The sequence below is a fragment of the Shewanella corallii genome (genome assembly GCF_023349125.1).
In the GTDB taxonomy this organism is placed as follows: domain Bacteria; phylum Pseudomonadota; class Gammaproteobacteria; order Enterobacterales; family Shewanellaceae; genus Shewanella; species Shewanella corallii.
In genome coordinates this window covers 18,318-43,975 of the sequence record NZ_JAKIKT010000002.1, presented here as the reverse complement: position 1 = coordinate 43,975, position 25,658 = coordinate 18,318, and the positions used below count along the sequence as shown (strand labels likewise).

22 protein-coding genes are annotated in these 25,658 nt (G+C 51.9%); 14 read left to right on the top strand and 8 right to left on the bottom strand.

Translation table 11 applies throughout. The features are described 5' to 3' along the window. Positions 1-47: 47 nt before the first annotated feature. The 8 genes from L2725_RS05430 to L2725_RS05395 all read left to right on the top strand — a co-directional run bounded on the left by L2725_RS05430 (position 48) and on the right by L2725_RS05395 (position 7,917). The gene (locus L2725_RS05430; protein ID WP_249248044.1) at positions 48-1,394 is read left to right on the top strand and encodes a methyltransferase; all 1,347 of its coding nucleotides are present in this window, start codon (positions 48-50) and stop codon (positions 1,392-1,394) included. A gap of 98 nt (positions 1,395-1,492) precedes the next feature. Next, entirely contained in the window at positions 1,493-2,536 is a 1,044-nt protein-coding gene (locus tag L2725_RS05425; RefSeq protein WP_249248043.1) for a 3-oxoacyl-ACP synthase III, read from the top strand. Further along, positions 2,536-3,450, top strand: a complete 915-nt coding sequence (locus tag L2725_RS05420) for an alpha/beta fold hydrolase (protein WP_249248042.1) — start codon at positions 2,536-2,538, stop codon at positions 3,448-3,450. Before L2725_RS05425 ends, L2725_RS05420 begins: the two co-directional genes overlap by 1 nt. Continuing rightward, positions 3,447-5,132 carry a fatty acid CoA ligase family protein gene (locus L2725_RS05415; RefSeq protein WP_249248041.1) on the top strand — a complete coding sequence of 562 codons (1,686 nt, stop codon included), beginning with the start codon at positions 3,447-3,449 and terminating at the stop codon, positions 5,130-5,132. The genes L2725_RS05420 and L2725_RS05415 overlap by 4 nt, the downstream gene beginning before the upstream one ends. Continuing rightward, on the top strand, positions 5,093-6,190 hold the full coding sequence (locus L2725_RS05410; RefSeq protein ID WP_249248040.1) for an NAD-dependent epimerase/dehydratase family protein: 1,098 nt from the start codon (positions 5,093-5,095) through the stop codon (positions 6,188-6,190). Before L2725_RS05415 ends, L2725_RS05410 begins: the two co-directional genes overlap by 40 nt. Before the next feature lie 149 nt (positions 6,191-6,339). Then, entirely contained in the window at positions 6,340-6,567 is a 228-nt protein-coding gene (locus tag L2725_RS05405) for a hypothetical protein (RefSeq protein WP_249248038.1), read from the top strand. A 76-nt stretch (positions 6,568-6,643) separates the two neighbouring features. Next, positions 6,644-7,147: a GNAT family N-acetyltransferase gene (locus L2725_RS05400; protein ID WP_249248035.1), complete on the top strand. Its 504-nt coding sequence runs from the start codon at positions 6,644-6,646 to the stop codon at positions 7,145-7,147. 59 nt (positions 7,148-7,206) lie between these two features. Next, complete coding sequence (locus tag L2725_RS05395; protein WP_249248033.1) at positions 7,207-7,917, top strand: phosphatase PAP2 family protein; 711 nt, start codon at positions 7,207-7,209, stop codon at positions 7,915-7,917. A gap of 68 nt (positions 7,918-7,985) precedes the next feature. On the opposite strand, the gene L2725_RS05390 is transcribed toward L2725_RS05395, so the two are convergent. Next, complete coding sequence (locus tag L2725_RS05390; RefSeq protein ID WP_249248032.1) at positions 7,986-9,194, bottom strand: NupC/NupG family nucleoside CNT transporter; 1,209 nt, start codon at positions 9,192-9,194, stop codon at positions 7,986-7,988. Between the two features lie 484 nt (positions 9,195-9,678). Between L2725_RS05390 and L2725_RS05385 the strand changes: the two genes are divergently transcribed. After that, positions 9,679-10,782, top strand: a complete 1,104-nt coding sequence (locus tag L2725_RS05385; RefSeq protein WP_249248031.1) for a YjgN family protein — start codon at positions 9,679-9,681, stop codon at positions 10,780-10,782. Next, a complete protein-coding gene (locus L2725_RS23320) occupies positions 10,779-11,795 on the top strand; it encodes a M48 family metallopeptidase (protein ID WP_249248030.1) in 1,017 nt (338 codons plus the stop codon). The genes L2725_RS05385 and L2725_RS23320 overlap by 4 nt, the downstream gene beginning before the upstream one ends. Before the next feature lie 58 nt (positions 11,796-11,853). Here the strand turns inward: L2725_RS23320 and L2725_RS05375 are convergent, their stop codons facing one another. After that, positions 11,854-12,390: a GNAT family N-acetyltransferase gene (locus L2725_RS05375; RefSeq protein ID WP_249248029.1), complete on the bottom strand. Its 537-nt coding sequence runs from the start codon at positions 12,388-12,390 to the stop codon at positions 11,854-11,856. A 208-nt stretch (positions 12,391-12,598) separates the two neighbouring features. Here L2725_RS05375 and L2725_RS05370 point away from each other — a divergent pair, with 208 nt between their 5' ends. From L2725_RS05370 to L2725_RS05360, 3 genes are all read left to right on the top strand, one after another. Beyond that, positions 12,599-14,317 carry a phospho-sugar mutase gene (locus L2725_RS05370; RefSeq protein WP_249248028.1) on the top strand — a complete coding sequence of 573 codons (1,719 nt, stop codon included), beginning with the start codon at positions 12,599-12,601 and terminating at the stop codon, positions 14,315-14,317. Between the two features lie 168 nt (positions 14,318-14,485). After that, complete coding sequence (locus L2725_RS05365; protein WP_249248027.1) at positions 14,486-14,869, top strand: VOC family protein; 384 nt, start codon at positions 14,486-14,488, stop codon at positions 14,867-14,869. Positions 14,870-14,963: 94 nt separating this feature from the next. Next, a complete protein-coding gene (locus L2725_RS05360; protein WP_249248026.1) occupies positions 14,964-15,683 on the top strand; it encodes a helix-turn-helix transcriptional regulator in 720 nt (239 codons plus the stop codon). Positions 15,684-15,796: 113 nt separating this feature from the next. Here L2725_RS05360 and L2725_RS05355 read toward each other — a convergent pair whose 3' ends face one another. Continuing rightward, positions 15,797-17,695, bottom strand: a complete 1,899-nt coding sequence (locus L2725_RS05355; RefSeq protein ID WP_249248025.1) for an EAL domain-containing protein — start codon at positions 17,693-17,695, stop codon at positions 15,797-15,799. A 353-nt stretch (positions 17,696-18,048) separates the two neighbouring features. Here L2725_RS05355 and L2725_RS05350 point away from each other — a divergent pair, with 353 nt between their 5' ends. Continuing rightward, positions 18,049-19,083: an alpha/beta hydrolase-fold protein gene (locus tag L2725_RS05350; protein WP_249248024.1), complete on the top strand. Its 1,035-nt coding sequence runs from the start codon at positions 18,049-18,051 to the stop codon at positions 19,081-19,083. A gap of 105 nt (positions 19,084-19,188) precedes the next feature. Here L2725_RS05350 and panP read toward each other — a convergent pair whose 3' ends face one another. From panP to L2725_RS05325, 5 genes are all read right to left on the bottom strand, one after another. Further along, complete coding sequence (gene panP, locus L2725_RS05345; protein WP_249248022.1) at positions 19,189-20,850, bottom strand: pyridoxal-dependent aspartate 1-decarboxylase PanP; 1,662 nt, start codon at positions 20,848-20,850, stop codon at positions 19,189-19,191. 177 nt (positions 20,851-21,027) lie between these two features. Then, positions 21,028-22,200 (bottom strand): glycerate kinase, encoded by a 1,173-nt coding sequence (locus L2725_RS05340; RefSeq protein WP_249248021.1) that lies wholly within the window; start codon positions 22,198-22,200, stop codon positions 21,028-21,030. Positions 22,201-22,283: 83 nt separating this feature from the next. Then, entirely contained in the window at positions 22,284-23,642 is a 1,359-nt protein-coding gene (locus L2725_RS05335; RefSeq protein ID WP_249248020.1) for a GntP family permease, read from the bottom strand. Positions 23,643-23,873: 231 nt separating this feature from the next. Next, a complete protein-coding gene (locus L2725_RS05330) occupies positions 23,874-25,022 on the bottom strand; it encodes a sugar diacid recognition domain-containing protein (protein ID WP_249248019.1) in 1,149 nt (382 codons plus the stop codon). 1 nt (position 25,023) lies between these two features. Next, entirely contained in the window at positions 25,024-25,644 is a 621-nt protein-coding gene (locus L2725_RS05325) for a uracil-DNA glycosylase family protein (RefSeq protein ID WP_249248018.1), read from the bottom strand. Positions 25,645-25,658 lie beyond the last annotated feature (14 nt).

Genomic DNA, 25,658 nt, shown 5'->3' with positions numbered 1-25,658 from the left:
GGTATCCGCAGCGCCTTTTTCATTGCATCATTTCAGGAAATCATTACGTGCTGTCTTCCCGTGCCTATGAACACTATTCCCACAGCGAACTGCTGCTTCGATTGACGGCTTTACTGGAGATGCTCAGTCCACTGTGGCGTTTGCGCACCTTTGATTGCAGTGATTTGCCCTGGGCTGAGCACTTTCCTGAACTGGCCTGCGTGGTTAATGCCATTAATGATGATGAGTTGGATAACATTGATGCCAATTCGGAACGCCTGCTGCGGACCTTGTTGCCAGCCCTTAAAGCCGATTTGGCCCAAGCGGATACAGCTTTCGATGAATACGGGCTCGAGAGTTTGTTGGGGATCTGTTTACCCAGGCCTCTGCCCGTACAATCCCTGAATATCGACGATAAAGAGTTGGCTCATTTCAGCGCCCACATCAAAGGGCGTAAGTGGCAACAGATCACCGATTTTGTGCTGGCGCTACCTTTTGCCAGCAGCCCTGAATGTGAGGCCAACAGCGCTGAGCTCGGGCACATCAGCCCTGAGTCTGTTGTCAGTCAGTCTGAGACCAGTCCCAGTGTGCTGGAGTGGTGCGCAGGGAAAGGGCATCTGGGCCGTTTGCTGGCCAAATCTACAGGTCTGCCAGTGGTTAGCCTGGAGTGGCAGCAGGCGCTGTGTGATGCGGGGGAAAGCTTTGCCCAGCGCTGGCAGTTGCCTCAGGAATTTATCTGTGGCGATGCTTTTAACGCACCAACAGAGCTGTTTACCGGCAGCAGCCATGCCGTGGCGTTGCACGCCTGTGGAGACCTCCATATCAGCCTGCTGAAACAGGGAGCCAAAGCCGGTATGAACTCTATCTCTATCTCCCCATGCTGTTACCACCTGATCCGCGATAACCAATATCAGCCCCTGTCGGTAGCTGCTAAAGCCACAGGGTTTGAACTGTCAAAGCAGGAGTTGCAATTGCCATTGCAGCACAGTGTGATTGCATCAGATACAGCCAATCTTCTACGCAATAAAGAGATGGCCTGGCGTCTTGGCTTTGACCGACTGCAGCGTGAGGTCAGAAATGAAGATACTTACCTGCCTTTGCCCACAATCAAGCAGTCTCAACTAAGCGGCAGTTTCACTGAATTTGTGCGCTGGGGAGCGCAGCGCAAGCAACTGGAATTGCCCTCAGGACTGGAGGTTGCCGGTTATGAAGCCATAGGCACTGCACGGCTTGGATTGGTGCGCAGGCTGGATCTGGTGGCGCATCTGCTGCGTGGGCCATTGGAGCACTGGCTGCTGCTTGATCGCGTCTGTTTTCTGGAAGAACAGGGATATGAAGTGAATATCAGAGCTTTTTGTGACCAATCCGTCACCCCTCGCAATGCTCTGATCCAGGCCCGCAAAACTCAGGCCTGATAAGTGGTTTTGTATTGAATTCACGGGCGATTCTTGCTCAAATGTGACCCAGTTAACAATAAGTGCGCAATTGGATTGCCGCCGGAGAACCTGGGTCCATGAATTATTCCCGAGTTTTTGTCAGTGGGTTGGGATATGAGTTGGCCCCTGACATTATCAGCAGTACTCAACTTGAACAGCGGTTGCAGCCGTTGTACGAGAAGTTTCGTATTCCACCCGGCCAGTTGGCCGCGCTGACAGGAATTGAGCAGCGCCGTTGGTGGCCTAAAGGATTTAAAGTCTCTGAAGGTGCTGTCAGTGCTGCCCGTAAAGCTTTGTCCGCATCAGGTGTCGCCATCTCTGATATCGGTGCCCTTATCTATACCGGCGTTTGCCGTGAACAGCATGAGCCCGCGACCGCCTGTCGGGTGGCTGCCGAGCTGGGTACTTCCCGCCAAACCGTAGTGTATGACATCAGCAATGCCTGCCTGGGTGTGTTGTCCGGTATGTTGGATGTTGCCAACCGCATTGAGCTGGGACAGATACGCGCCGGTGTTGTTGTCGCCTGCGAGTCAGCCCGTGACATTGTTGAGTCCAGTATCAATAAATTGCTTAAAGTACCGACCATGCAGGGCTTTGCCTCTACGCTGGCCACCTTGACCGGCGGTTCTGGCGGGGTGGCTGTGGTGCTGACCGACGCATCTCTTGCGTCAGCTGGAGCGCATAAGCTTAGAGGCGCAACTCAGCTGAGTGCCCCGGAGCACAATGGACTGTGTCATTGGGGAATGGCACCTGCCGGAGAAGATCTCTACCGGGACGAGATGCGTACCGATGCAGTGTCCCTGCTCAAGCATGGGGTGGCACTGGCGCAGGATACCTGGCAGCAGTTTCTGACTCAGAATGCCTGGTCCCATGAGCAGGTCGATAAGGTGATTTGTCACCAGGTGGGCGAGGCCAACCGTAAACAGGTTCTTTCGGCGCTGGATATCCCGATGGATAAGGAGTTTCCGACGTTTGCCAAGCTGGGCAACATGGGAAGCGTCGCTTTGCCTGCCAGCGCCGCCATGGCTTGCGAACAGGGCTTTCTCAAGCCCGGTGACAAGGTCGGTTTTCTGGGGATTGGCAGTGGCCTGAATTGCATGATGTTGGCGCTGGAGTGGTGATGGAACACGGTAAACTGCAACTGGCTGAATACCCTTTTCAGCGACGATTTTTCTCCTGCAACGGACATAATCTCCACTACCTGGATGAAGGTGAGGGCGAAGCCGTTGTGATGGTGCACGGTAACCCCAGCTGGAGTTATTACTATCGCAATCTGGTGACAGAACTGTCCCCCATGTTTCGTTGTATCGTGCCGGACCACATTGGTTGTGGTCTGTCAGATAAGCCTGATGACTCAAGTTATGACTACCACCTTGAGCAGCGTATTGATGATCTGGACGCGCTGCTCAGCCATCTGGGTGTCACCGATAATATCACTCTGGTGCTGCACGATTGGGGTGGCATGATAGGCATGGGCTACGCTGCCCGTTATCCGCAGAGAATTAAACGTCTGGTACTGCTTAATACTGCAGCATTTCATCTGCCCGCCAGTAAGCCACTGCCCCTGGCTTTGAAAATTTGCCGCGATACCTGGCTGGGAACCTTCTTGGTGAGGGGCTTTAATGCCTTTTCTTCCGCCGCATCCAGAGTGGGTGTAAAGCGACATCCTATGTCCTCTCCTGTGCGTAAAAGCTATGTGGCCCCCTACAACAACTGGGCTAACAGGATCGCGACCCTGAGATTTGTGCAGGATATTCCACTTAAGCATGGCGACAGGGGCTATCAATTGGTGTCAGATATTGAGGCGTCTCTGACTGAGTTTGCCGAAATACCAAAGCTCATCTGCTGGGGTCATCAGGACTTTGTGTTTGATCGTCACTTCCTGGCCGGATGGAAACAGCGCTTTCCCGATGCGGACTACAGGGAGTTCCCCGATTGTGGTCACTATATTCTTGAAGATGCCAGCGACGAGGTGATTGCCGCCATTCGTGGGTTTATGGCCCGTGGCTCCCAAAAAGACGGTGCCGCAGCATGACGCCGGGGGGACACGAACTCCCGCTGGCGACTCCCAACAATCTTTGCGAACACCTGAAAACAGCGGCGCTGTCACGACCTGATGATTTGGCTGTTGCACGTCAGCTGGCCAATGGAGAGTTTGAAGAACTGACTTTGGCGCAGTTGGAGCGCCTCAGTGACAGAATCGCACTGGCGCTGCGGGAGCAAGGCATTGTCGGTGGAATGAAAGCTGTGCTGATGGTGACGCCGGGACTGGAGTTTTTTGCACTGACCTTTGCCCTGTTTAAAGCTGGTATTATCCCAGTCATGGTCGATCCGGGAATGGGGACCGCTAACCTGAAAACCTGCCTTGCTAAAGCCCGGCCTGATGTTTTTATCGGTATTCCCAAAGCTCAGCTGGCGAGGCGTTTGCTGGGCTGGGGCAAAGAAACGGTTCAAAAAGTGGTGACGGTTGGAGGAAGCGGGATTTGGGGCGGCAAGTCCCTTAAACGCATGTTGGCAGATGTTTCGGTTGATGCCGTGTATCAGCCACAGCTGCCCGCTGAAGATCAGCTTTGCGCCATCCTGTATACCAGTGGCTCCACAGGTGAACCCAAGGGCGTTGAGTACACCCATACTATGTTCAACGCCCAGATCCAGTCGTTAAAGCAGGACTATGGTATCAAGCCCGGCGAAAGGGATCTGGCTACTTTTCCTCTGTTCGCCCTGTTTGGCCCGGCATTGGGCATGGCGTCCATTATTCCGGATATGGATGCTTCCAGGCCTATTACTGCCGATCCTGAAGTGTTACTGCGCGCCGTTGAGCGTTATCGGTGCACTAACCTTTTTCTCAATCCTGCGCTGCTCGCCAAGCTGGCAAACTATCCTGGAAATGAGCAGGAGGAAGCCAGCATTCGAACCCGGCTTGCCAGCGTACAAAGAGTGATCTCAGCCGGTGCTCCGGCAGATATTGGTCAGATAACCAGACTGCGTAAACTGCTTGCTGATGGTGTTGAGGTGCTGAACTCCTATGGTGCCACCGAAGCCCTGCCTGTGAGCATGTTTCCCTCCAGTCAGCTTGCTTCCACAGCGCCACAAACCGATACCGGAGGTGGAATTTGCGTAGGCTATCCGGTTGCTGCCGAGATTCGTATTGCCCGAATAGATAACGGGACTATCGGTAACGTTAAAGACGCTGAGTGGCTCAGTGAAGGACAGATTGGTGAGATATGGGTAAAGGGGGCTGTGGCAAGTGCTGCGTACTATGACAACCCTGCAGCCACAAGCAAAGCCAAAGTCGCTGACGGGACCGAATTTTGGCACCGGATGGGCGATGTTGGCTATCTTGATAGTATGGGGCGTTTATGGATGTGTGGCCGCATGGGTCACAGGGTCTGCGGCGCTGAGAAGACCTGGTTTACCTTGCCCTGTGAACGGATCTTCAACACCCATCCCGGTGTGATTCGCACAGCACTGGTAGCGGTGGAAATTGAGGGGAGTATTACCCCGGTATTGTGTGTTGAGTTGGCCGCAGATGTTTATGCCGATACGGTTTTCAGCCAGCTTGCAACGCTTTCACAAGAGTATTCTCATACCCTTGGGATAAACCACTTTATTCAACATGACGGCTTCCCGATGGATGTTCGCCATAATGCAAAAATATTCAGGGAGAAACTGGCGCAATGGGCGCAGAAGCGTTGGCAAAAAGCCTGGACGGCGTAGCTCTGGCGTCTGAAGAGACACAGGTACTGCAGCAGATAGCAACAGCTGTCGACAAAGTTCTGGTCACAGGTGGTGGTGGTTTTCTTGGGCTAGCACTTTGCCGCCGATTGTATGCTGCCGGTATCGAAGTGGTTAGTCTCAGCCGCAGTCAGCATGCCAGTCTGGATGAGCTGGGGATTGAGCAAATCAGTGCCAGCCTGACAGATATTGATGCGGTTAAAGCTGCCTGTGAAGGCTGTCAGCTGGTGTTTCACGTTGCCGCTAAAGCTGGAGTTTGGGGGGCCGAGCGGGAATATTTTGAGACCAATGTGGATGGTACGGCTAATATCATTGCTGCCTGCCAACAGGCCGGAGTTACCAATCTTGTCTATACCAGTACCCCCAGCGTGACCTTTGCCGGTCATGATGAAGAGGGCATTGATGAGTCAACACCTCATGCCGAGCGGTATCTCAATGCATACGGCCGAACTAAATCTCTGGCGGAGAAGATGGTGCTGTCTGCTCAGGGAGCCGAAGTTAAAGGCGGACAAAGGCTGACTGTGGTGGCCCTGAGGCCTCACCTGATTTGGGGGCCGGGTGATCCGCATCTGGTACCCAGGGTGTTGGAACGTGGCAGGCAGGGGCGACTTCGGCTGCTGGGTGATAAAGACAAACTGGTGGATACCATTTATGTGGACAATGCTGCCTGGGCGCATCTGTTGGCAGCCAAAACCCTGTTGCAACAACCCGAAAAAGCCGCGGGAAAGGCCTATTTTCTTTCCAATGATGAACCCATGCCTATGGCTGAAGTACTGAACCGCATTCTGGCCTGTGACGGCCTTCCGGGCGTGAGTAAAAGAGTGAACTCAACTTTTGCTTATTGGGTAGGGGCGGCAATGGAGGTTTTCTATACCCTGCTTGGCATATCCGCTGAGCCACCAATGACACGATTTGTTGCCAGGCAATTGAGTTGCAGTCATTTTTACCGTTTGGATGCGGCCAAATCAGATCTGGGTTACCGACCTTTGGTGTCTGTGGATGAGGGGATGCAAAGACTCAAGTCCAGCCTGAAAAAATAAATTCAGCAAACTTCCTGGTTACGTGTTGTTACATTGTTTTTACATGTGGTAATGTCTTACATCGTGAGCAGGGATTCACTCACAGCTAATTTGCCTGAACGGACAATAAAAGGTGCGCCTTTCTGACGCAGAATATAAAGGAGCAGGTAATGAGATTAAGGTGGGTTGCGGGATTTGTGGGGGTCAGCGTTATGCTGCTTAGCTCCCTCAGTTCTATTCGCAACGAAGCCGGGGATGTGGACCCCGGTTACTACTCTCTGTCCGCTGAAGTTGCCCGTATCACGGATAAGCCGGACTCGGTAACAGTAATGAATAACGACAACAATATTGAGACGCTAATGCTGACCGGAGATTCTGCTTCCGGGGCATCGCGCTGACTTTTTGTTTTAATCAAACCACGTCAAGCGCCCCGGAAGGGGCGCTTTTTTTATGTCCTGAGAAAATGGAGCAAGTATGGAAGACAGGAATTGGCATATACGCAGAAGTGAATTTAACGATATCGCTCAGATAAGAGCGATCTATGCTCAGGCATCCTGTTATTCAGGGACGCTACAGTTGCCTTTTCCGTCCCAGCAGCTCTGGGAGAAGAAACTTGGACAGGTGACACCTGGATTTTACAGTCTGGTCGCAGAGCAGGATGAGCGTATTCTGGGACAGCTGGGGATGATGGTGCATGACAACCCCAGGCGTAAGCATGTTGCCAATTTGGGCCTGGGGGTGTGTGAATCTGCCCGGGGCCAGGGAGTGGGTAAAGCGCTGATGCAAGCGGCGATGGAGCTGGCCTTTAATTGGCTGGCGATAAAGCGTATCGAGATTGAGGTATACACAGATAATCATGCTGCGATAGCCCTTTATCAGAGCCTTGGGTTTGAGCTTGAGGGGAGAGCCAAAGGCTATGCCTTCCGAAATGGTGAGTATGTTGATGTGGAGCTGATGGCTAAAACTGTTGGGCTTTAACTTCCCTTGGTGGGTAGCGGGCGTATACTTGTGCGCCTGACTACCCGCCGGAGACAAGTTTGTCTGCCACCAACACATATCGCAGTGAGATTTGGTCACTGCTTATCCTTCCCACCTTACTATTTGCGTTGTTCAATCTGCTCTCCGAGTGGGGGGAGTGGGACCTGAAACTCTCCTTGTGGTGGTTTGAGTTAGAGTCTGGTACCCCTGAGTCTGGTTGGCCATGGCGACATAGCTTTATCCCCGATACCTTGCTGCATGGCGGTGGACATGATCTTGTGGTGGCCATCGCAGTTATTGTGATGGTGTTGATCGGTCTCAGTTGGAGGGTCCCCAGGCTCACAGCAGCCAGAGTCCCTCTAAGCTATCTGCTACTGTGCTTCCTGCTGACTGTACTCCTGGTGGGCGTGCTCAAGAGCCTTACTCATGTCAATTGCCCCTGGGATTTGTTGCCATTCGGAGGCAGCCAGATTTACGTACCTACCTTTAGTTTATTGCCTGATGATGTGACACCCGGACGCTGTTTCCCCGGCGGCCATGCGGCTGGCGGATATGGCTGGATTGCGCTGTTTTTTGTCGCCAGGGTTTATTGCCCCCGTTTGCGTTGGGTCGCCCTGGTGTCGGTGTTGCTTTTGGGGGGCAGTTTTGATTTGGCCCAGCAACTCAGAGGAGCCCACTTTATGAGCCACGGCCTGTGGAGTCTGATGATTGCCTGGTGGATTGCGGCAAGCTTGTATTTGTTGTGGTTTAAGCGGGCAGCTAAAGATTAAGCCTCTGTTGTTCAGACCAATAAAAAAGGGAGCTCAGGCTCCCTTTTCGTATTCATGCGGGTCAATGCTTACAAGCTGATAAAGATACCTGCCAGCGCCGCACTCATCAGGTTAGCCAGCGTCGCTGCCAGTACGGCACGCAAGCCCAGGCTGGCAATTTCACTGCGACGCTCTGGAACCAGGGCACCGATAGAGCCAATTTGTACTGCAATAGAAGCCAGATTGGCGAAACCACACAGTGCGAAGGTGATGATCACCTGGCTGTGGGCACTGATGGTGTCTTTAAAGCTGGCAAAGTCCATATAAGCCACGAATTCGTTCAGGATCAGTTTCTGACCGATCAGCGAACCTGCCTGCGCCATCTCATTGACAGGAATACCAATCAGGAAAGCTACCGGGGCAAACACATAGCCCAGAATGCTCTGCATGCTGAGGTTGTCGATGCCGAATACAGTACCCAGACTCTGCAGGCCGTAGTTCACCATGGCGATAATACTGATCATGGCAAGCAAAATGGTACCCACGGCCACGGCCACTTTCATACCATTCATGGCGCCCGTGGCCATAGCGTCCAGCACGTTGCTTTGCTGGCTGCTTTCCATCTCTACTTCATGCTGAGGTACAGGTACATCACGCTCGGGGATCAGGATTTTGGCCATCATCAAGCTGCCCGGAGCCGACATAAAGGCAGCGGCAATCAGGTACTTCATGTCTACGCCCATGGCGGCATAACCACCCAACACTGAGCCTGCTACCGATGCCATACCACAGGTCATCACGGTAAAGAGTTCAGAGCGGGTCATGCGGGAAAGGAAAGGACGAACCAGAAGTGGGGTTTCTGCCTGTGACAGGAAGATGTTGCCGGTGGCTATGATAGATTCGCTGCGGCTGATACCCAGTACTTTTTGCAGGCCGCCACCAAGTACGCGGATAACCCACTGCATAATGCCCAGATAGTAAAGAATGGAGATAAGTGCGCTGAAGAAGATGATCAGCGGTAGTACGCGAATAAAGAATACAAAGCCGTTCTGCGCCAATGGACCAAACAGGAAGTTAATGCCTTCATCGGCAAAGCTCATCAGACCGGCTGCACCGTTACTGACAACAGCCAAAGCACTTTGACCGGCAGGGAAATAGAGCACCAGTGCCGCAAAGCCGGTTTGAATGGCAAATGCACCAAAGATGGTACGCCAGTTAATAGCTGTGCGCTTTTCAGAAAGCAGCCAGGCAATGGCGAACAGTGAAACAACCCCAAGCAATCCCATAAGCAATTGCATCTTTACTCCTCAAAAATTCAAACCAAAACCGCAGGTATCAGGTCGCCAGCTGCGGCGGTTTTGAGGAAGCAAAGCCCATAAGGGGTTTGTCCGATAAGAACCGGCCATAAACAGATCATGGAAGTCACCTTGATAACAAGCATAAAGTGATGCCGGTCCGGCTCCTTGGGGTCACTCACATCCAGGTGACAGCTTGAACTAGGTGGCTTATGGGGAGTTAGGCTCCCCAGGCCGGGAGCGGAGTCTACTGCATGCTCTTCACAGGTGACAAGTTAATCATCATCAGTAAAGTCTAATTTTTCATTCCATTAATCAAAGCATTCCGAGCTTGATAAAAGCAATCCAAATTTCGCCATCAAAGTTAACAACTGGTGGCGGGAGAACTAACCCTAAAGAGAGGGGCTGCACCGTTTAGACTGATTGAAAGGATGTTGGTTAAATGTTACAAGTTGTGCCGATCGGGCGAAGTTAATAAGAGGCAGTAATGGAAGACGTAAAACAATCAAACATTAAACAAGAAATACCTGATGAGAGTGACCAGAGTCCAGGCAGAACCGTACCGGTGAACTTTTCCGGTCAGGCGGGAGAGTTCTTTGGGATCTGGATAGTCAATATCCTGTTGTCCATAGTGACTTTGGGTATCTATTCCGCCTGGGCCAAAGTGAGAACCCATCAGTATTTCTATTCGAATACTGAAATTGACGGCCATAGATTCAATTATCTGGCAACGCCGATGCAAATTCTGAAAGGGCGGATTCTGGCACTTATTCTGTTTATTGCTTACTACGTGTTGACCAGTTACTTTCCCGTTGCCGGGGCTATAGCCATTGTTGTGATGCTATTTCTCTCCCCTTGGTTGATTAATCAGGGAATGAGATTCCACCTTCGTATGACTCAGTACCGTAACGTAAGGTTCTCCTTTGAGGGCAGCTATGGTGGGGCGCTGGCGCATTTTATTCTGCTGCCTATTATGAGTGTATTTACTCTGTACCTGGCGTTCCCGTGGGTATTGAAAAAGATCGATGAGTATCTCTACAGCAATATTCGATATGGCGATTTGCCTCTGCAAACCAAGCTTAGCGGTTCCCAGTATTACCTTGCGGCGTTAATCGTATTTGTGGTGAGCGGTATGTTTGGCGTCGTTGCGATGACGGTACTTAGCGTCAGCATGGGGATTGGGGCAATGGATCCTGAAACTACGGCGGTAGCAGACCCAAGTCCTTTTGCCATGGCTGCTGTTTTTGCGGTTTATATCGTGATGATTGGATTGGTCACAGGTATTTATGAGAGCTATATCCGTAATCACATCTTTGCCAACAGCAAGTTCGATGATGTGGCAGAGTTTGAGTCTGAACTCTCTCCATTTGGTTATGGCATGCTGCATGTCACTAATGCATTGGCGATAGTTTTCAGCCTGGGATTGGCTTATCCATGGACCAAGGTCAGAAAGTCAAAATATCTGGCTGATGCCACCAAGGTGACTGTGTTGCCGGGGGCAGAGCAGGTTGTGGATGATAAACAGGATGGAAACTCTGCGTTCGGTGAGGAAGCTTCCCAGCTGTTTGATATGGATATTGCACTGACGTGATCACAGGACAGTATTACCGTGCCGGCCATTCGGAATGTATTGAGGCTGTGCTTGAGCATTCCGGGCAGGGGATAAAGGTCATCAATGGTGACACCTGCCTGGAACAGGTGGGTTTGGATGAGGTCAAGGTTGCATCGCCTATTCCCGGCGTTGCCAGCGAGGTGGTGTTTGTCACTGGCGCCCGGTTTGTGCCCCGAGACAAGCACCACAGATGGCAGTTTGGTCAAAGTCGACTGGCGGAGAAACTGGAGCGCAGCAAGGCTGTGATTATCGGTGCCGTGATTGCAGTACCTGTTGCCTTGTATTTGATGTTTTTTCATTTATTGCCAGCCGCGGCTCAGGCCAGCGTTCACTTTGTCCCTGATGAAGTGATCGAGCAGATGGGCAGTCAGGCCTTTCTCATCATAGAGAAGACCATGCTCGATCCCAGTGAGCTTGAGGCGTCGGTGAAATCGGATATCGAGTCGGATTGGAATAATGCCCTCGATACCCTGAAACTGGACCGGGAAAGGTATCAACTGGGCTTCTATCGCTCGGATGTGCTTGGAGCTAATGCTTTTGCCTTACCCAATGGTCAGATAGTGATGACTGACGAGCTGGCCGAGTTGCTTAAAGATAACCGGCATGCCTCTCTGGCTGTGCTCCTGCATGAGATTGGCCATGTGAAGCATCAACATAGCGTTAAAATGGTTGCGCAAAGCGCCGGAGCTGCCATTGTTGTCGCCATGCTGTTTGGCGATTTGGAAACTTCATCTGAAGTGTTGCTTGGCACAGGCTCAGTGTTGATTGAAAGTGCCTTTTCAAGAGATATGGAGCGGGAAGCCGATGACTATGCGTTGAACAAGCTGGTGTTGTTGGGGATATCGCCCGTAGCCTTCGCCGATGCTATGAGGGCTCTGGCGAAGGCGCATCAGCTGGAACTGGGAGACGGTGAGGAGAGTCGTCAATACCTGTCTACTCACCCGGGGATCTCGGAGCGCATTGAATACGCGGAGCAGTTTACTCCCGAATAAAGTAACGGTTGTTGTTCGAGAAATGAAGTAAGGGACCAAAATCGAATTTGGTCCCTTTTTATTCTTGTGATAATGGCTGGGTCAATGACGGCTGCTCAGATTGGTAAACCATGACCAGCTCTCCCTTGCTGTCCTGTTCGCCGTTAAAGGCAAACCCAAGCTGCTGATAGAGGTGAATAGCGACCTGATTATCACTGTAAACACTCAGATAAACAGTCTCTGTTTGATAGTGCTCACAAAGAAACGCCAGCATTAATTGGCCAAAGGCCTTTCCCAATCCCTTTCCCTGCGACCAAGTGTCCAGCATAAAGCGATCAAACCAAACCCTTGGGCCATGGGCTTCATCGAACAGGCCGTACATGGCAAAACCGACAACCTGTTGGCTCAGTAGCAGCGCTGCCGGAACGAAACATTTATCCTGCTCTGCCTCAGCCAGACATTCGGTTATGGATTCAATATGTTGCAGCTGATCCGGAGCCAGTGTCAGGGCTTCCAGAGCCGGGCGGTATACCGCAAGCTTGTCCCTGGTAAGAGGGCAGATAGAAAGGCTGTTGTCAGTCATGGTTACTATGATGAGAGGGCAGGCTTGCATCATACGTCGGCGCCTGACGACCACCAAGACAAATTTGTGCTCCGGTGGCTGGCAAGGCAGAGATGAGATCAATCTGTCAGGCGGATTGGTATAAGCCCCGACAGACGATATGCCTATTATGTTAATCGGAGGATTTGAAACAAATTTAACTTGTTTGGCCCCGGGGTTTTTTTTAGGGTGAGGAAAGATATCTTAAGACAGGCAGTCAAGTATGAACACTCATTTGCATTTTCAGGTCAGCCGCTGGCTGGAGCTGGATCCAGACGCCCACACTAAAGCGGAAATTCAGTCTTTGTTGGATGCCGGAAACGAGTCCGAATTAGCGGAGCGATTCAGTGGTCGACTGGAGTTTGGAACCGCAGGATTGCGCGGGGTAGTGGGCGCAGGACCAAGCCGAATGAATCGTCTGGTGGTGCAACAGACCTCTGCAGGCCTGGGTCAATACCTGTTGCGGCAGGTTAAAGATGCCAAAGTAAGAGGGGTGGTTATTGGCTATGACGGTCGCAACGATTCTCGTCAGTTTGCCCACGATGCAGCCGCTATCCTAACCGCGTTGGGGATAAAGGTCAGGTTAACCTTTAAGGTCGCCGCGACCCCTTTGGTGGCGTTTGGTGTGAAACACTTTAACGCCGCGGCAGGCATTGTCGTGACCGCCAGTCACAACCCCCCTGAATACAATGGCTACAAGGTGTATTGGGAAAACGGAGCCCAGATCATCCCTCCCCACGATGCTGGCATCGCCGCCTGTATTGAAGCTGCAGCCAACACTGAGTTGAAATTGGCGGACCTGAGTGAAGCCACCAAGGCCGGCACTTTAGTGTGGCTGCAGGATGATTACTATCAGACCTATAGAAGAGCTGTTGAAGCATCTCCTGAGCTTGCGCCCCACGGCAAAGCCAACGTCAGTTTGAGTTACACCGCTATGCATGGCGTCGGGGCGGAAATGGCTGAGACACTGTTGCGCGATGCTGGTTTTGACAACGTGTACTCCGTGGCGGCTCAGCGTTTGCCTGATGGGAATTTCCCGACGGTTGCCTTTCCCAACCCTGAAGAGAAAGGCGCCATGGATCTGGTGATTGCCGAAGCGGTTAAGCATGACGCTCTGCTTGCCTGTGCCAATGATCCTGATGCAGACAGGTTTGCTGTGGCGGTACAGGCCGGCCCCGGGCACTATCAGATGTTGACAGGAGATCAGGTCGGTGTGCTGCTGGGGCATTATCTGCTGTCCCATGCGCCAGCCAATCAAAAGCTGGTGGGCAATACTATTGTGTCTTCGAGCTTGCTCGCCAAAGTCGCTTCAACACTGGGGGGTACACCTTATACCACTTTGACCGGGTTTAAATGGCTGATGAATGTTGGGCAGACGTTGCAGTCAGACGATGCCGCGTTTCTGTTCGCCTACGAAGAGGCACTGGGTTATACCGTAGGCTCCACAGTGTGGGACAAAGATGGCCTGACTGCTCAGCTGGCTTTTGTGCAAATGGTGGCAGAGCTTAATGCTGCCGGGCTGACGGTATGGGACAGATTGGAATCCATTTATCGTGAGCATGGCTTCCATTTAAATGATCAGGTGAGCATAAAACTCAGACCGGAAACGCCGAATATCGGGGCTTTTCTGCGGCAAAACCCGCCGTCTCACATAGGTGATGCCGCGGTGACCTTGATTGAAGACATCAAGCATAGCAAGAGGAGCTTTGCCGATGGTAGAGTTGAAGCCATAGATCTTCCTGCCAGTGATGTTCTGACTTACTGGCTGGACAACGGCAGCAGGGTCATCGTCAGACCATCAGGTACCGAGCCCAAGATTAAATGCTACTACGAGGTAGTGACGGCCATGGACGATTCTGAGTCCCTGAAAGAGGCGCAAGTGCGCGCCAGAGAGCTGATGGACAACTTTATCTCAGCTCACCAGGCATCATTGCCTCAATAAATGGCGCTGCCTTATTCTTGTTTTCAGCTTATAAAGTAAAAGCCCGGTACGCAGGGCTTTTTTATATCTTAAGAAGCAGTCATTCATCACTACTGACACTATGCTGTCAGTAGCCCCGGCTTATGCTCTTTCCATCGCCAATTCCGGCGACAGAAAAGGAGAAAAGCTATGTTGCAACAAGCAGTGTTGGTGTGGGGAGAGATCCCAGTGGCAGATATGGATAGAGCCGTTAAATTTTATCAACAGCATTTGGGGCTGACCTTCAGGCATGAGTCTATGGAGGGGATGGAGATGGCTTTGATTGAACAGGAAGATCAACAGGGAGCAGGCGTTGCTCTGGTGAAATGTGACATGATGACACCCTCCATGGCGGGCTCTTTGGTTTATCTGCATCTGGGAAAACCCGTGTCTCTGGCGGTGGCCAGACTGGAGCAGGGTGAAATAGAGATTTTGTTGCCACCAATGCCAATTAAAGACGGTGAATGCGGCCATATCGCAATCTTCAAGGACTGTGAGGGCAACAAGGTTGGCCTGTGGTCAATGGAAGCCTGATGTTGAGCTGACACTGGCTTGTTGATGCCTGAGTTTATGTACAATTTAATCAGACTGTGAGTTATCGGAATCGCTATGAGTAAACGGAGCCCCAATGCGACGCGCTGACCGACTGTTTCAGATAGTACAAATCCTCAGGCACAGACGCCTGACTACGGCGCAGCAACTGGCTGACAGGCTGGAGGTATCGGTTCGCACTGTTTATCGCGATATTCAGGATCTGTGCCTGTCCGGCGTGCCTATTGAAGGCGAGGCGGGAGTGGGCTATCTGCTCAGGCAGGAAGCCAATATCCCGCCTTTGATGTTTAATGAGGCAGAACTGGAGGCGATACAGGTAGGGATGCGAATGGTGGAAACCTGGGGCGGTAAATCGCTGGGCAGTGCAGCAAGACAGGCGTTGATCAAGGTTGAAGCTGTGCTGCCGGAGCGTCTTCGGGGCTACCACTCTTTGATGTTCTCTCCTGACTTTTACATAGATCAGGATGAGTTTAAATTTCTCGACCCACTTAGACTGGCCTGTCAGCAAAGACACCCTGTGTTGATGAATTATCGGGATGCCGAAAAGCAGGACAGTGAGCGGCAGATCCACCCTTTGGCGATCTATTTCTGGCGTGGCACCTGGACACTGCTGAGTTGGTGTTTATTGCGCAATGCCTTCCGTAACTTCCGGGTTGATCGTATTCAGGAGCTGACAGTGCAGGTGAAGCCCTTTCCCGTAATACCGGGGCAGGAACTCTCTGATTATATCGCACAGATGGAGGCGAAATATGAAGAGGATTGCAGCTTTAACCTGCACTCTGATAAATCCAGTTAGCTCCACGATAGGCCAATGAGATTGTGCCGTCCAACCCAATCGGGCGTTTTTTTGAACCAAACGGTTCCCGACGGCACATCAGCAGAGTCGTTTATCGTGGGTTCAACCGGTTTCTATTTGTCCAGAACAAACCGTTTGGCTTCATTCGCTGGCATCGCTTTGGCGTAACGCCATCCCTGAACGTAGTTAACACCAGCCTGACAAACAAATCTCTCTTCCTCTTCGGTTTCTATCCCTTCAGCAACCAACTGCAGATCCTGACTTTGGCATAGCTGACAGATCTGACGATATAAAAGCTCCCCTTTACCATCGCAGGCCTGAGTTAATATGCTTCGGTCCAGCTTTACCCCATCGACGTCCAGCTGAGTCAGTACCCCAAGGCTGGAGTATCCAGTGCCAAAATCATCCAGCAGGAATCGGAATCCGATATCCTTCAGTACAGCGAGACATTGGTTTACCTTTTCAACATCATCCATCACAGCTGTTTCGAGTATCTCTATCTCTATCTGTTGTGCTCTCGCCCCAAGCGAGCTCTTCAGCAGCAAGATGATCTCATCATTCACCAGGCTGGATGGATCCAGATTGATGGCTACGACAGGGGTAAAGCCATCAGCTGCCCATTGCTCCAAGGTTTCAGCAACCGAAGTAATGACATATCTGTCCAGCGTCGAAGCATAACCACATCGTTGAAACGCATCGATAAAAAAGGGCTTGGAAATACTACCATCCTGCTCCTTTAGCCTGATCAGTGCCTCAAACCCCACCACCTCTCTTCGATTGAGATTCAGCTTGGGTTGAAAATAGACCTGCAAATCGCCAGCCAATACCCGCTGGACAATATTATGAACCCGACGATTATCTGCCAGCCTGGAGAATTGCTCATGGACGTAATTGGACTCCGCCTGTAAATCAAGCTCCTCTCCCATGGTTAGCCTCTTGACGACGTCATTATGATGATGGTCGGATACTGTCTCCCATATGGAAGCCCGAACGAAAGGCAGGTAGATAAACACGCCTATAGCGACTAATAGCAGCTGAAACAGCACAACCGTCATATTGTGGCTGATTAACCAGGCATTGAGTAAAGGCGGGGTTATCCAGGGAAAAGCCTGACCATTAAAGCTCAACCAGCCCCACTCCAGAGCCTGATAAGTCAGCAGTATGTTGACGCAAGGTACCAACATAAAAGGCAACATCAATCGAGGGTTGAAGGCGATTGGCAGGCCATAAAGCAGGGGCTCATTGAGGTTGAACAATGAAAAAGGCGCGGCTACTTTGGCGACCTTGAGACTGTGTCCCTTTCCACGCCAGAAAATTGCGATAACAAGCGACAGTGTTGCCCCACTGCCACCGATACCGGCGACCAGATCGATAAAGTTACGATTACTGATCCCCTTTGCCACAGGTTGCATCTCCTGAACGACATGAGGGAACAGCATATACGCGCTGTCGCCATGAATACCCAGACTCCAGAAAACCAGTCGTACTCCGCTCAGTCCCAATAGTTGTTCCCGGGGCGACATGGTTTGCAGATTAGCTCTCAATGCCTGTTCCACTCCCTCCAGAGAGATAGCCAGCAGGGTAAAAAGCACCAGCAAGAATATAAATCCAAGGGCAATGGGGACTGCCAGGTTAAGGTGCAACGCCAGATATGAACTCAATCCATGTTTACGGGACAGCTTAAACAGCTTGATACCTGTCAGCCATTTAAGGGTATAAGCCGCTGTAACGGGGAGAATAAATACTCTGGGGTCATTCAATATTTCTGGCGCGTAATCGATGAAAGGATTGCCGGGTTGAATATGGGCATGCAACGCCAGCAGTACCATTAAAGATAAGGTCACAACACCAAGCAGAGACTGTCTGAGATACTTGGCAAAGTGAACAGACAAAGACACCATCACCACCAAAGGAAAGGCGAAATTCAGGGTCAGGGAAAAACTCTCAAGGGCGCCAATGGGCTTGCTGTCAGCGAATCCAGGGAAGAAGGCAATCAGCAAAATTTCAACCAAAGAAACACTTGAACTGATTAGAATAAAGGGCAGCAATGCAATGAAAGACTCTCTGGCTGCCAAAAAGAAATTACTGCTGTTTAAACGTAAATACGCTCGCATATAATCAGGCCAGAATAAGCAAAGCTGAAATTATACAGTTGAGTTGTTATTTAAAAATGACCTGTTTGTCTAATTAACCTGAATTTAATCTTCAGGGTAATCCCCTTTGGTGTTTGCTTTATGATTTAGTGGCCCCGTAGGATAGAGGTTCAGGGAACGCTGAAATACGACAGGGGATGTTAGCTATGCAAAGAATTGCATTACTGGTTTTGTTTTCGATCGCATGTTTGCCAAATGCTTTTGGTGTCTTGATGGATATTGAGTCCAATGCACTTGGCCACAGCCTGAAAGTCGAAGTGTTTACACCTGACTCCTATGATACTGCTACAGATCAGGTCTACCCTGTGCTTTATGTACTTGATGGTGCTCAGCATGGTGAACATACCGCCATCAACGCAAAGTTCCTTGAATCCACTGATGTGATGCCGGAAATCCTGGTGGTAGCCATCCCCGGGGTCGACAGATTTAAGTTCTTCACGCCGACCCGGGATAAACAAAGCTCAAGAGTGTCTGGTCAGGCTGATACCTATCTTAGCTTTTTGAAACAGGAGCTGATGCCTGCAATTAATCAAGGCTTCCGGACGTCAGGCTATGACATGCTGGCCGGTCATTCATTGGGCGGCTTGTTTGGCGCGTATGTGCTTAAGCAGAACCCAGAGCTGTTTGATGCCTATCATCTGTTCAGCCCGTCGCTGTGGTGGGATGAGCAGGTTTTGGTTAACAGCATTTCAGCCACAGACTCCAGCCACAAGCCTTATATCTTTTTAAGTCTGGCCAATGAGCAAGGGCGGCAGAAACAGGCCTATGATGCGTACCTGGAGAAGTTGATGGCGGTTTATCCCGATATTGAGACCTATGACCTGCCCGATGAAGACCATATGACCACGCCGCTGCTGTCGCAGATCCTGGCCTTTCGAAGTCAATTTAATGATTGGCTGTTGGAGTTTGATGAGGTGGTGGCTAACCCGGGAGTGTTTAAAAGTCACTTCAAGCAGCTTAACGCCAGATACGGCACCAGGGTAAAAGGTGCGGAGTGGCAAATTGGCCAGCCAATACAGCAAATTATTGATGTGAAAAAAGACCCGGCCAAAGCTCTGGCGGGCGCCAGAGTCTATTTGGAGATCTATCCGCGCTCTCCGTGGGCTAATAAAGCGATGGCAGATGCGCTGGCACTCACAGGTGACAAAGAGCAGGCGCTTGGCTATATGCGAAAGGCGGTTGCATTGGCGAAACAAAACAATAGCCAATACCTGGAAGTCTTTGAAGCTGGGTTGGAGAAACTTTGAAATTAGCCTGGTTACAGTATGAACCGAGTGTTTGAGACTGACGACTGGAATTGAATATCCAATAAAAAGGCGGTGATTGCTCACCGTCTTTTTATTGGACTGGCATCAGGCTACCGATGTTCTGGTGGCCAGTGCTAATAGCTTGGTGAGATTCTGCCGACTGCGGGCGGCAATCTCGCCCTGCTCAGCCAATACCTCTTCAAGAATGGCCTCTGTGGTCAGTGGGTTGGCCAATACCACACGGAATACCGTGGTTTTACGGTCGGGGTAGAGTTGTGCGGGAATCCGGGTACGGGAGACAAAAGACTTACCCTGTTCACGCTGGCTTTTTTGGATGAAGCGGGTGAGGCTGTCCAGCAGAGAGTTAAATTGCTCCAGCAGCTCGGCATTCCCTTCTGCTCTGGCCTGAGCCATTGCTTCTTGCACCTGGGCTGGCACATACCTGTAGGTGAGCAGGCACAGTTCGGGATGGCTGGTGAGTTCAAAGTCCGGGTGGGCATCAATGGCATCAGCAAAGAATCTGGCTTTTTCCAGACTGTTGTTAATCAGAATTTCATAGCCTTGCTGGCCGATAATCTGCAGACAGGCGTGCACCAACATCGCCATTCCCGGGCGGGATCCTTCCAGCGTCTGACTGCCTAAATCCTTGGAACCTTTACGTAGAATATACTCGGCGTGATGCTCGATACTGCCGGCAGAGGCGGGGTCTTTAAACAGCACCATACCTGCGCCCATGGGCACATACATCTGCTTGTGGGCATCAATGGTGATCGAATCAGCCAGTTCTACACCAGTCATAAGATGACGGTATTTGTTGGACAGCAAAGTTGCACCGCCCCAGGCTGCATCCACGTGGAAATGACATTCAAGCTCGGCAGCCAACTGAGCAAGTTCTGCTAGTGGGTCGATATTGCCGGTTTCTGTGGTGCCGGCGACGCCGACAATCGCCATAACTCTGATATTTCTGGCATTCAGCTCGGCAGCTTTGGCACGCATAGCGGCCATATCTACCTTGTTATTGGCATCGGTTGGTACTGTGTAAATATTACTGCGGCCAATGCCCAGCAGATCGGCCGCTTTCCCCAGGGAGTAATGGCCCCGCTGTGACACCAGAATCGCCAGATCATCCCAGCCATAATGCTTGAGTGAGCGGTGCAGGCCTTCTCTGGCGATACCTTTAAAGCTGCCTTTTGGGCCAAGTAATTTATTACGGGCAATCCACAAAGCTGTAATATTGGCCACTGTGCCGCCGGAGCAGAAAGCTCCCAGCGCATGATTGGCACTGTGCAGCCAGTTCTTGTAGAAGCCTTCATCTCTGCCATAGACCAGATGGTGCATCATCCCCAACACCTGACGCTCCAGTGGAGTAAAGGCTTTGGAGGTTTCTATTTTTACCAGATTCTGGTTCAGGCCTACCATCATCTTGGACAGTGGCAGCACAAAGTAGGGCAGCGCTGAGGTCATATGCCCGATAAAAGAAGGTGCGGCCGTGTGCACAGAGTGGGCCACCAGATTCTGCATCATCTCGTCGACGTAATCGGAGACAAATCTGGGCTGCTCGGGAATAGTATGACGCTGGAAGTCTTTTTCCACCTCTGACAGCGGCTTTTCCAGCGCGGCGATGCTTTCCTGCAGGAAACCCGCAAGATCCCGGGACAGCTTGCTCTCTATCTGTCCCAGAGTGGATTCTGGCTCTTCCGGCACGGTGAACACGCGCATCAGCGCAGCTTCAGAGGCCGTGGCGTGACGGAGTTGTTTTGGCGTCATCAATGCTCTTGTAATTATATGTTCCAGCCCTTGATTTATCAGGGGGAAGGGCGATTGTCAAAATGTTGCAACTTTACTGCATGGTCATTCATGCGGCAAGTTTCCGTGGCGGTAAATAAAAAAGCCCGCATCCTTTTGAATTTAAAGGGCGGGCTTAGAAAGAGCGTAAGTAGTGGTTCAGGACTGGGCCAAACGCATCATACCGGCCACATTGGCTGCTGTGCGTTCCAGGTTGGCAGCACCGGTAGCCAGTGCCTGCTCCAGCGTGACGGAGGCGGGCACTATGGGAAAGATTGCCTTCATACCATGTGCTTTGATGGCGTCGGCTTCCTGCCCAAGGCATCCAGCCAATGCAATGCAGGGAACATTGTGGCGTTTGGCGGTGTTGAGCACGCCCATAGGCGTCTTGCCATAGACTGTCTGCCCATCGATACGGCCTTCACCGGTAATAACCAGATTGGCACCGGTAATGGCGGCATCCAAGTCCAGTGCGGTTATCACCAATTCCACGCCGGGCGTCAGGCTGGCGTCCAGCAGCGCCACCATGGCATATCCCATACCTCCTGCGGCGCCAGTGCCGGGAAGCAGGGCCATAGGCGCTTTATCTGGCCATTGGTGGCATACCACATGGGCAAATTGCCCCAGGGCTTTATCCAGCAGATGTACCATCTCCTGAGTTGCGCCTTTTTGTGGGCCAAAGATATGGGATGCGCCGCGAATACCGCACAGAGGATTGTCCACGTCGCAGGCCACATCGATGCGGGTTTGTTTTAGGGCCGGGTGCAGTTCACTGAGATCTATGGCTGCCAGCTCTAACAAGGCCTCGCCCCCCGCAGGCAGACTTTGACCCTGAGCATTAAGCAGTTCGGCTCCCAGCGCCTGCAGCATTCCCGCGCCACCATCATTGGTGGCGCTGCCTCCCAGACCGAGGATCAGATGACGCACTCCCTTATCCAGCGCATCGCGGATCAGTTCGCCTGTGCCGAAGCTGGAGGTCAGCAAAGGATCTCGCAAGTTTTGTGGTACCAGATGTAACCCCGAGGCTGATGCCATCTCAATAATGGCTGTCGCAGCGTTAATCTTGTCGGCTGAGGAGGCACCGTTATCTCCAAGAATGCCGTATCTGGCCTGGACTCTGTTGCCCAGAGGTCCGGTGACATCCAGGTGGACCAGTTTACCGCCGGTGGCGTCAACCAAAGCATCGACAGTGCCCTCACCGCCGTCGGCCATGGGAACAATCTGATAATCCGCATCGGGAAATTCCCGCTTGAATCCCTTCTCAATAGCTCTGGCCACTTCAAGGGCGCTCAGGCTTTCTTTAAATGAGTCTGGGGCAATCACTATCTTCATGATATTTCCTGTAGTGGGAGCAGGACTGTGAGTCTGGCTCCCACTCTGGTTGTATGATCAGAACCTGTCGGTTATCGCCGACATTAAAGCAGGAACAGGGACAGGATATAAACCAGTGCCATCGCAGTACAGCCCTGTACGGCCGTTGCCATGGTTTGGGCGCGGTACGCCTGAGATACGCTCATACGGCTGAACTGAGTCACCACCCAGAAGAAGCTGTCGTTGGCATGAGACACTGTCATGGCACCGGCACCGATTGCCATAACGGTCAGCACACGACCCATTTCAGTGCCCAGGCCAATATCGCCCAGCATAGGGGCTACCAGTGCAGAGGTGGCCACCAGAGCTACGGTTGAGGAGCCTTGGGCAGACTTAAGTGCCGCGGCCACGACGAATGGCATAAAGATACCTATGCCCAGTGCAGACAGGCTGGATCCCAGAAAATCGCCAATCGGAGTGGCTTTGATAACAGCGCCGAACGCGCCACCGGCACCGGTAATAAGCAAGATAGGCGCGGCGATCACCAGTCCCTGGCTGATGCGGTCGCTGAACTCTTTCAGGCGGTCACCACTCTTCAGCAGACCCAGAGACAGAAACAGACCAATCATCAGTGCGTTCAGTGGCTGACCCAGGAAGTTCAGTACCTGCCAAATCACCTCTTCGCCAAATGGCTTGGATGGGAAGTTGGCAATAGAGCCCAAACAGATCAGCAGGATTGGGACCAGAATGGGGGCAAACGCCGGCAGAGGCTTTGGCAGTTCGCCATAGCTGGCTTTCAGAGTTTCATATTGCTCTGCCTGAGCAGTCAGCTCCTGGGCTCCTTCACCATCAGGCTCGACACCGGCAAAGCGGTTGGCCCACCAAAGGCCCGCCAAAGCAGCAATAGCTGCCAAAAACAAACCAATCACAATCACCAGGCCCAGATGAGCTTCAAGCCCCAGGTTACCGGCAGCGGCAATAGGGCCTGGCGTAGGTGGAACAAAGGTGTGAGTGGCATACAGACCTGTTGCCAGCGCCACGCTCATGGCGACGCTGGAGACCTTCATGCGGTTGGCCAGGGACTGTTTAAGCGAGTTGAGGATCACAAAGCCGGAATCACAAAATACCGGGATTGAAACGATATAGCCGATGATGGACATAGTCAGATTGGGGAACCTTTGTCCCAGCACCCGAATCACGACATCAGCCAGGGTAATGGCTGCGCCGCTTTTCTCCAGAATGGTACCGATAATGGTACCCAGTACGATCACCAGGCCAATATAACCCAGGATACCGCCGAAACCTGAGGTGATGGTTTTGGCAATGTCTGCTGCAGGCAGGCCAAAGGCGAATGCCGCCATAAAGGTTGCCAGCAGCAAGGTCAGAAAAGGATGCATTTTCAGTTTGGCAGTGGCAAACACGATAAAGGCCACCACAGCCAGCAGGGTAAGGATAAGGGTCATAGGGTTCTTCCATTGATATTATTGTGTTGCCGTCAGGCCTCAGCGCTTCTTTGAGTGCTTATTGAGGAGGCGACAGAGACGGTCATTATCAATGATGACGGGCGCTTTTACTTTGTGGCGCCACACGGATTTCAAGCGAATATCGCCCCGTTTTTTGTGCAAATGCACAAAACGTGATCCTGGCCTTTTATCAGGCTCTGCTTGAAAGAACTTAGGCCCGGATGGGCCAAATCACTCGTTATTGGCGGGAAAACGGCTTTGGCTCAGCAATCTGGCGAGGTTAAGGCGCAGCAGTTGATCCAGGTTGCTTAAATCCAGGTCGGTGATCCGGCTGATTTTTTCCAGCCGGTATCTCAGGGTATTTCTGTGGATATAGAGGGCATCTGCGCAGGCCCCCGGCTCCCCGCCCGAAGCAATATAGGCATCCAGTGTTTTACAAAGCTGGCCGCTTTTGTCGGATGCCTGCAAGCTGACATAGGGGCGGCTGAGTTCTTCTCCGCGCCAGCTGGCAGCCAGTTCACTGAGCAGCACCTGGCTTTCAAACTCCTGATACAGATATTTATTTTGTGCAGGTTGCAGTCTCTGCCCCAGAGTCAGGGTTTCCAGTGCGCTTTGATAGGAGCGGGCGATACCACCGTCTCCGGGGAAGAAATGCCCGAGCGCAATTTTCAACTTGTTGCGTTGCGCTTTGGGCAGACGTTCTAGCAAGCGATCGATACGTTCGCTTTCCGCTTCACGGCTCCAGCTTTTGCCATCCAGAAATGCGGGTTTGAGAATGACCAGTCTGGACAGAGAGGTCATGGCCACCAGGTTGTCTCGTTCGGGAAATTGCAGCAGGTGCAATATCTGTTTCAGCTCATCTCCACCGGCAGAGCTCACCTCAATAATGGCTGCCACCCGGGGCTTGCGGATATCCAGATCCAGCTGTCTGGCCCAGTTTGCCAGTTTGGATATATCACCGGCGCTCGCCTTGATTAACTGCAGAATAAACTCTTCCCTGCGACGGTTTTTCCATTGCAGCTGGTCCATCAGGTTGGCCTGTTCGACAATCATTTCGGCGGTCATCTTAAGCAGTTCACCATAGTGACTGAGCTTCTCCGGCTCTCCCGTAATCCCGATAACACCGATAATCTGCTCCTGAAAGGTGAGTGGCAGGTTGATACCGGGTTTGACGCCACTGACTTCACAGTCAGAGGGGATTTCAACCACCTTTCCAAGGGCGATGGCCTCACAGGCTCCCTGATGACACTGGCCGAGACGACTGACATCACCTGAGCCCAGGATCACGCCCTCACTGTTCATCACATTGATGTTGTGACCGATAATTTTCATGGTGCGGTGAACAATTTCACCGGCGATAGTGGCATCCAGTTGGTACATATCAGGAGTTAAGTATCTCGTGTACCCTGCGTCTCAGCAGTGGCAGCAGGGTTTGTTCAAATTCAGGATGGCGCTTCAGCCAAAGGTTGTTACGGGGACTGGGGTGGGGCAGTACCAGCTTGTGGGGCCAGAACTCCTGCCAGCGTTCTACCGCCTGGGTGACGTTAATCTTGCTTTCGTTTTCCGGCAATAAAGGCTGAATATGATAATCGATGGCGTATTGGCCCAGCACCAGCGTGAGCTCTATCTGGTTAAGCTGAGGCAGTAACCTGGGGTGCCAGTTAGCGGCGCACTCTGGCCTAGGTGGTTTGTCACCCTGTTTTTTACCTTCTTTCTCAAAGGTACCGGGAAAACAAAAGCCCATGGGGACGATGGCAAATAACTCAGGATTGTAGAAGGTCTCTTTATCTACACCCAACCAGCTTCGCAGCCTTTCACCGCTGGCGTCATCGAAAGGGCGGGCTTTTTGATGGGTCTTTATCCCCGGAGCCTGGCCGGCAATCAGAATTTTGGCTCCGCTGCTGGCTTGCAGTATGGGCAGAGGAGAAAGCGGCAGAGATGCTGTGCAAATGGTGCAATCCCGGATCTGTTTGAGAAGGGCGTTACATTCCCGGTTGCTCATCTCTGCCTCCTGTT

Excerpts from the sequence above, each read along its gene's own strand:
- L2725_RS05425 (WP_249248043.1), top strand. The coding sequence starts at position 1,493 with ATGAATTATTCCCGAGTTTTTGTCAGTGGGTTGGGATATGAGTTGGCC.
- L2725_RS05420 (WP_249248042.1), top strand. The coding sequence starts at position 2,536 with ATGGAACACGGTAAACTGCAACTGGCTGAATACCCTTTTCAGCGACGA.
- L2725_RS05415 (WP_249248041.1), top strand. The coding sequence starts at position 3,447 with ATGACGCCGGGGGGACACGAACTCCCGCTGGCGACTCCCAACAATCTT.
- L2725_RS05410 (WP_249248040.1), top strand. The coding sequence starts at position 5,093 with ATGGGCGCAGAAGCGTTGGCAAAAAGCCTGGACGGCGTAGCTCTGGCG.
- L2725_RS05405 (WP_249248038.1), top strand. The coding sequence starts at position 6,340 with ATGAGATTAAGGTGGGTTGCGGGATTTGTGGGGGTCAGCGTTATGCTG.
- L2725_RS05400 (WP_249248035.1), top strand. The coding sequence starts at position 6,644 with ATGGAAGACAGGAATTGGCATATACGCAGAAGTGAATTTAACGATATC.
- L2725_RS05390 (WP_249248032.1), bottom strand. The coding sequence starts at position 9,194 with ATGCAATTGCTTATGGGATTGCTTGGGGTTGTTTCACTGTTCGCCATT.
- L2725_RS05385 (WP_249248031.1), top strand. The coding sequence starts at position 9,679 with ATGGAAGACGTAAAACAATCAAACATTAAACAAGAAATACCTGATGAG.
- L2725_RS05375 (WP_249248029.1), bottom strand. The coding sequence starts at position 12,390 with ATGATGCAAGCCTGCCCTCTCATCATAGTAACCATGACTGACAACAGC.
- L2725_RS05370 (WP_249248028.1), top strand. The coding sequence starts at position 12,599 with ATGAACACTCATTTGCATTTTCAGGTCAGCCGCTGGCTGGAGCTGGAT.
- L2725_RS05365 (WP_249248027.1), top strand. The coding sequence starts at position 14,486 with ATGTTGCAACAAGCAGTGTTGGTGTGGGGAGAGATCCCAGTGGCAGAT.
- L2725_RS05360 (WP_249248026.1), top strand. The coding sequence starts at position 14,964 with ATGCGACGCGCTGACCGACTGTTTCAGATAGTACAAATCCTCAGGCAC.
- L2725_RS05350 (WP_249248024.1), top strand. The coding sequence starts at position 18,049 with ATGGATATTGAGTCCAATGCACTTGGCCACAGCCTGAAAGTCGAAGTG.
- panP (WP_249248022.1), bottom strand. The coding sequence starts at position 20,850 with ATGACGCCAAAACAACTCCGTCACGCCACGGCCTCTGAAGCTGCGCTG.
- L2725_RS05340 (WP_249248021.1), bottom strand. The coding sequence starts at position 22,200 with ATGAAGATAGTGATTGCCCCAGACTCATTTAAAGAAAGCCTGAGCGCC.
- L2725_RS05335 (WP_249248020.1), bottom strand. The coding sequence starts at position 23,642 with ATGACCCTTATCCTTACCCTGCTGGCTGTGGTGGCCTTTATCGTGTTT.
- L2725_RS05330 (WP_249248019.1), bottom strand. The coding sequence starts at position 25,022 with ATGTACCAACTGGATGCCACTATCGCCGGTGAAATTGTTCACCGCACC.
- L2725_RS05325 (WP_249248018.1), bottom strand. The coding sequence starts at position 25,644 with ATGAGCAACCGGGAATGTAACGCCCTTCTCAAACAGATCCGGGATTGC.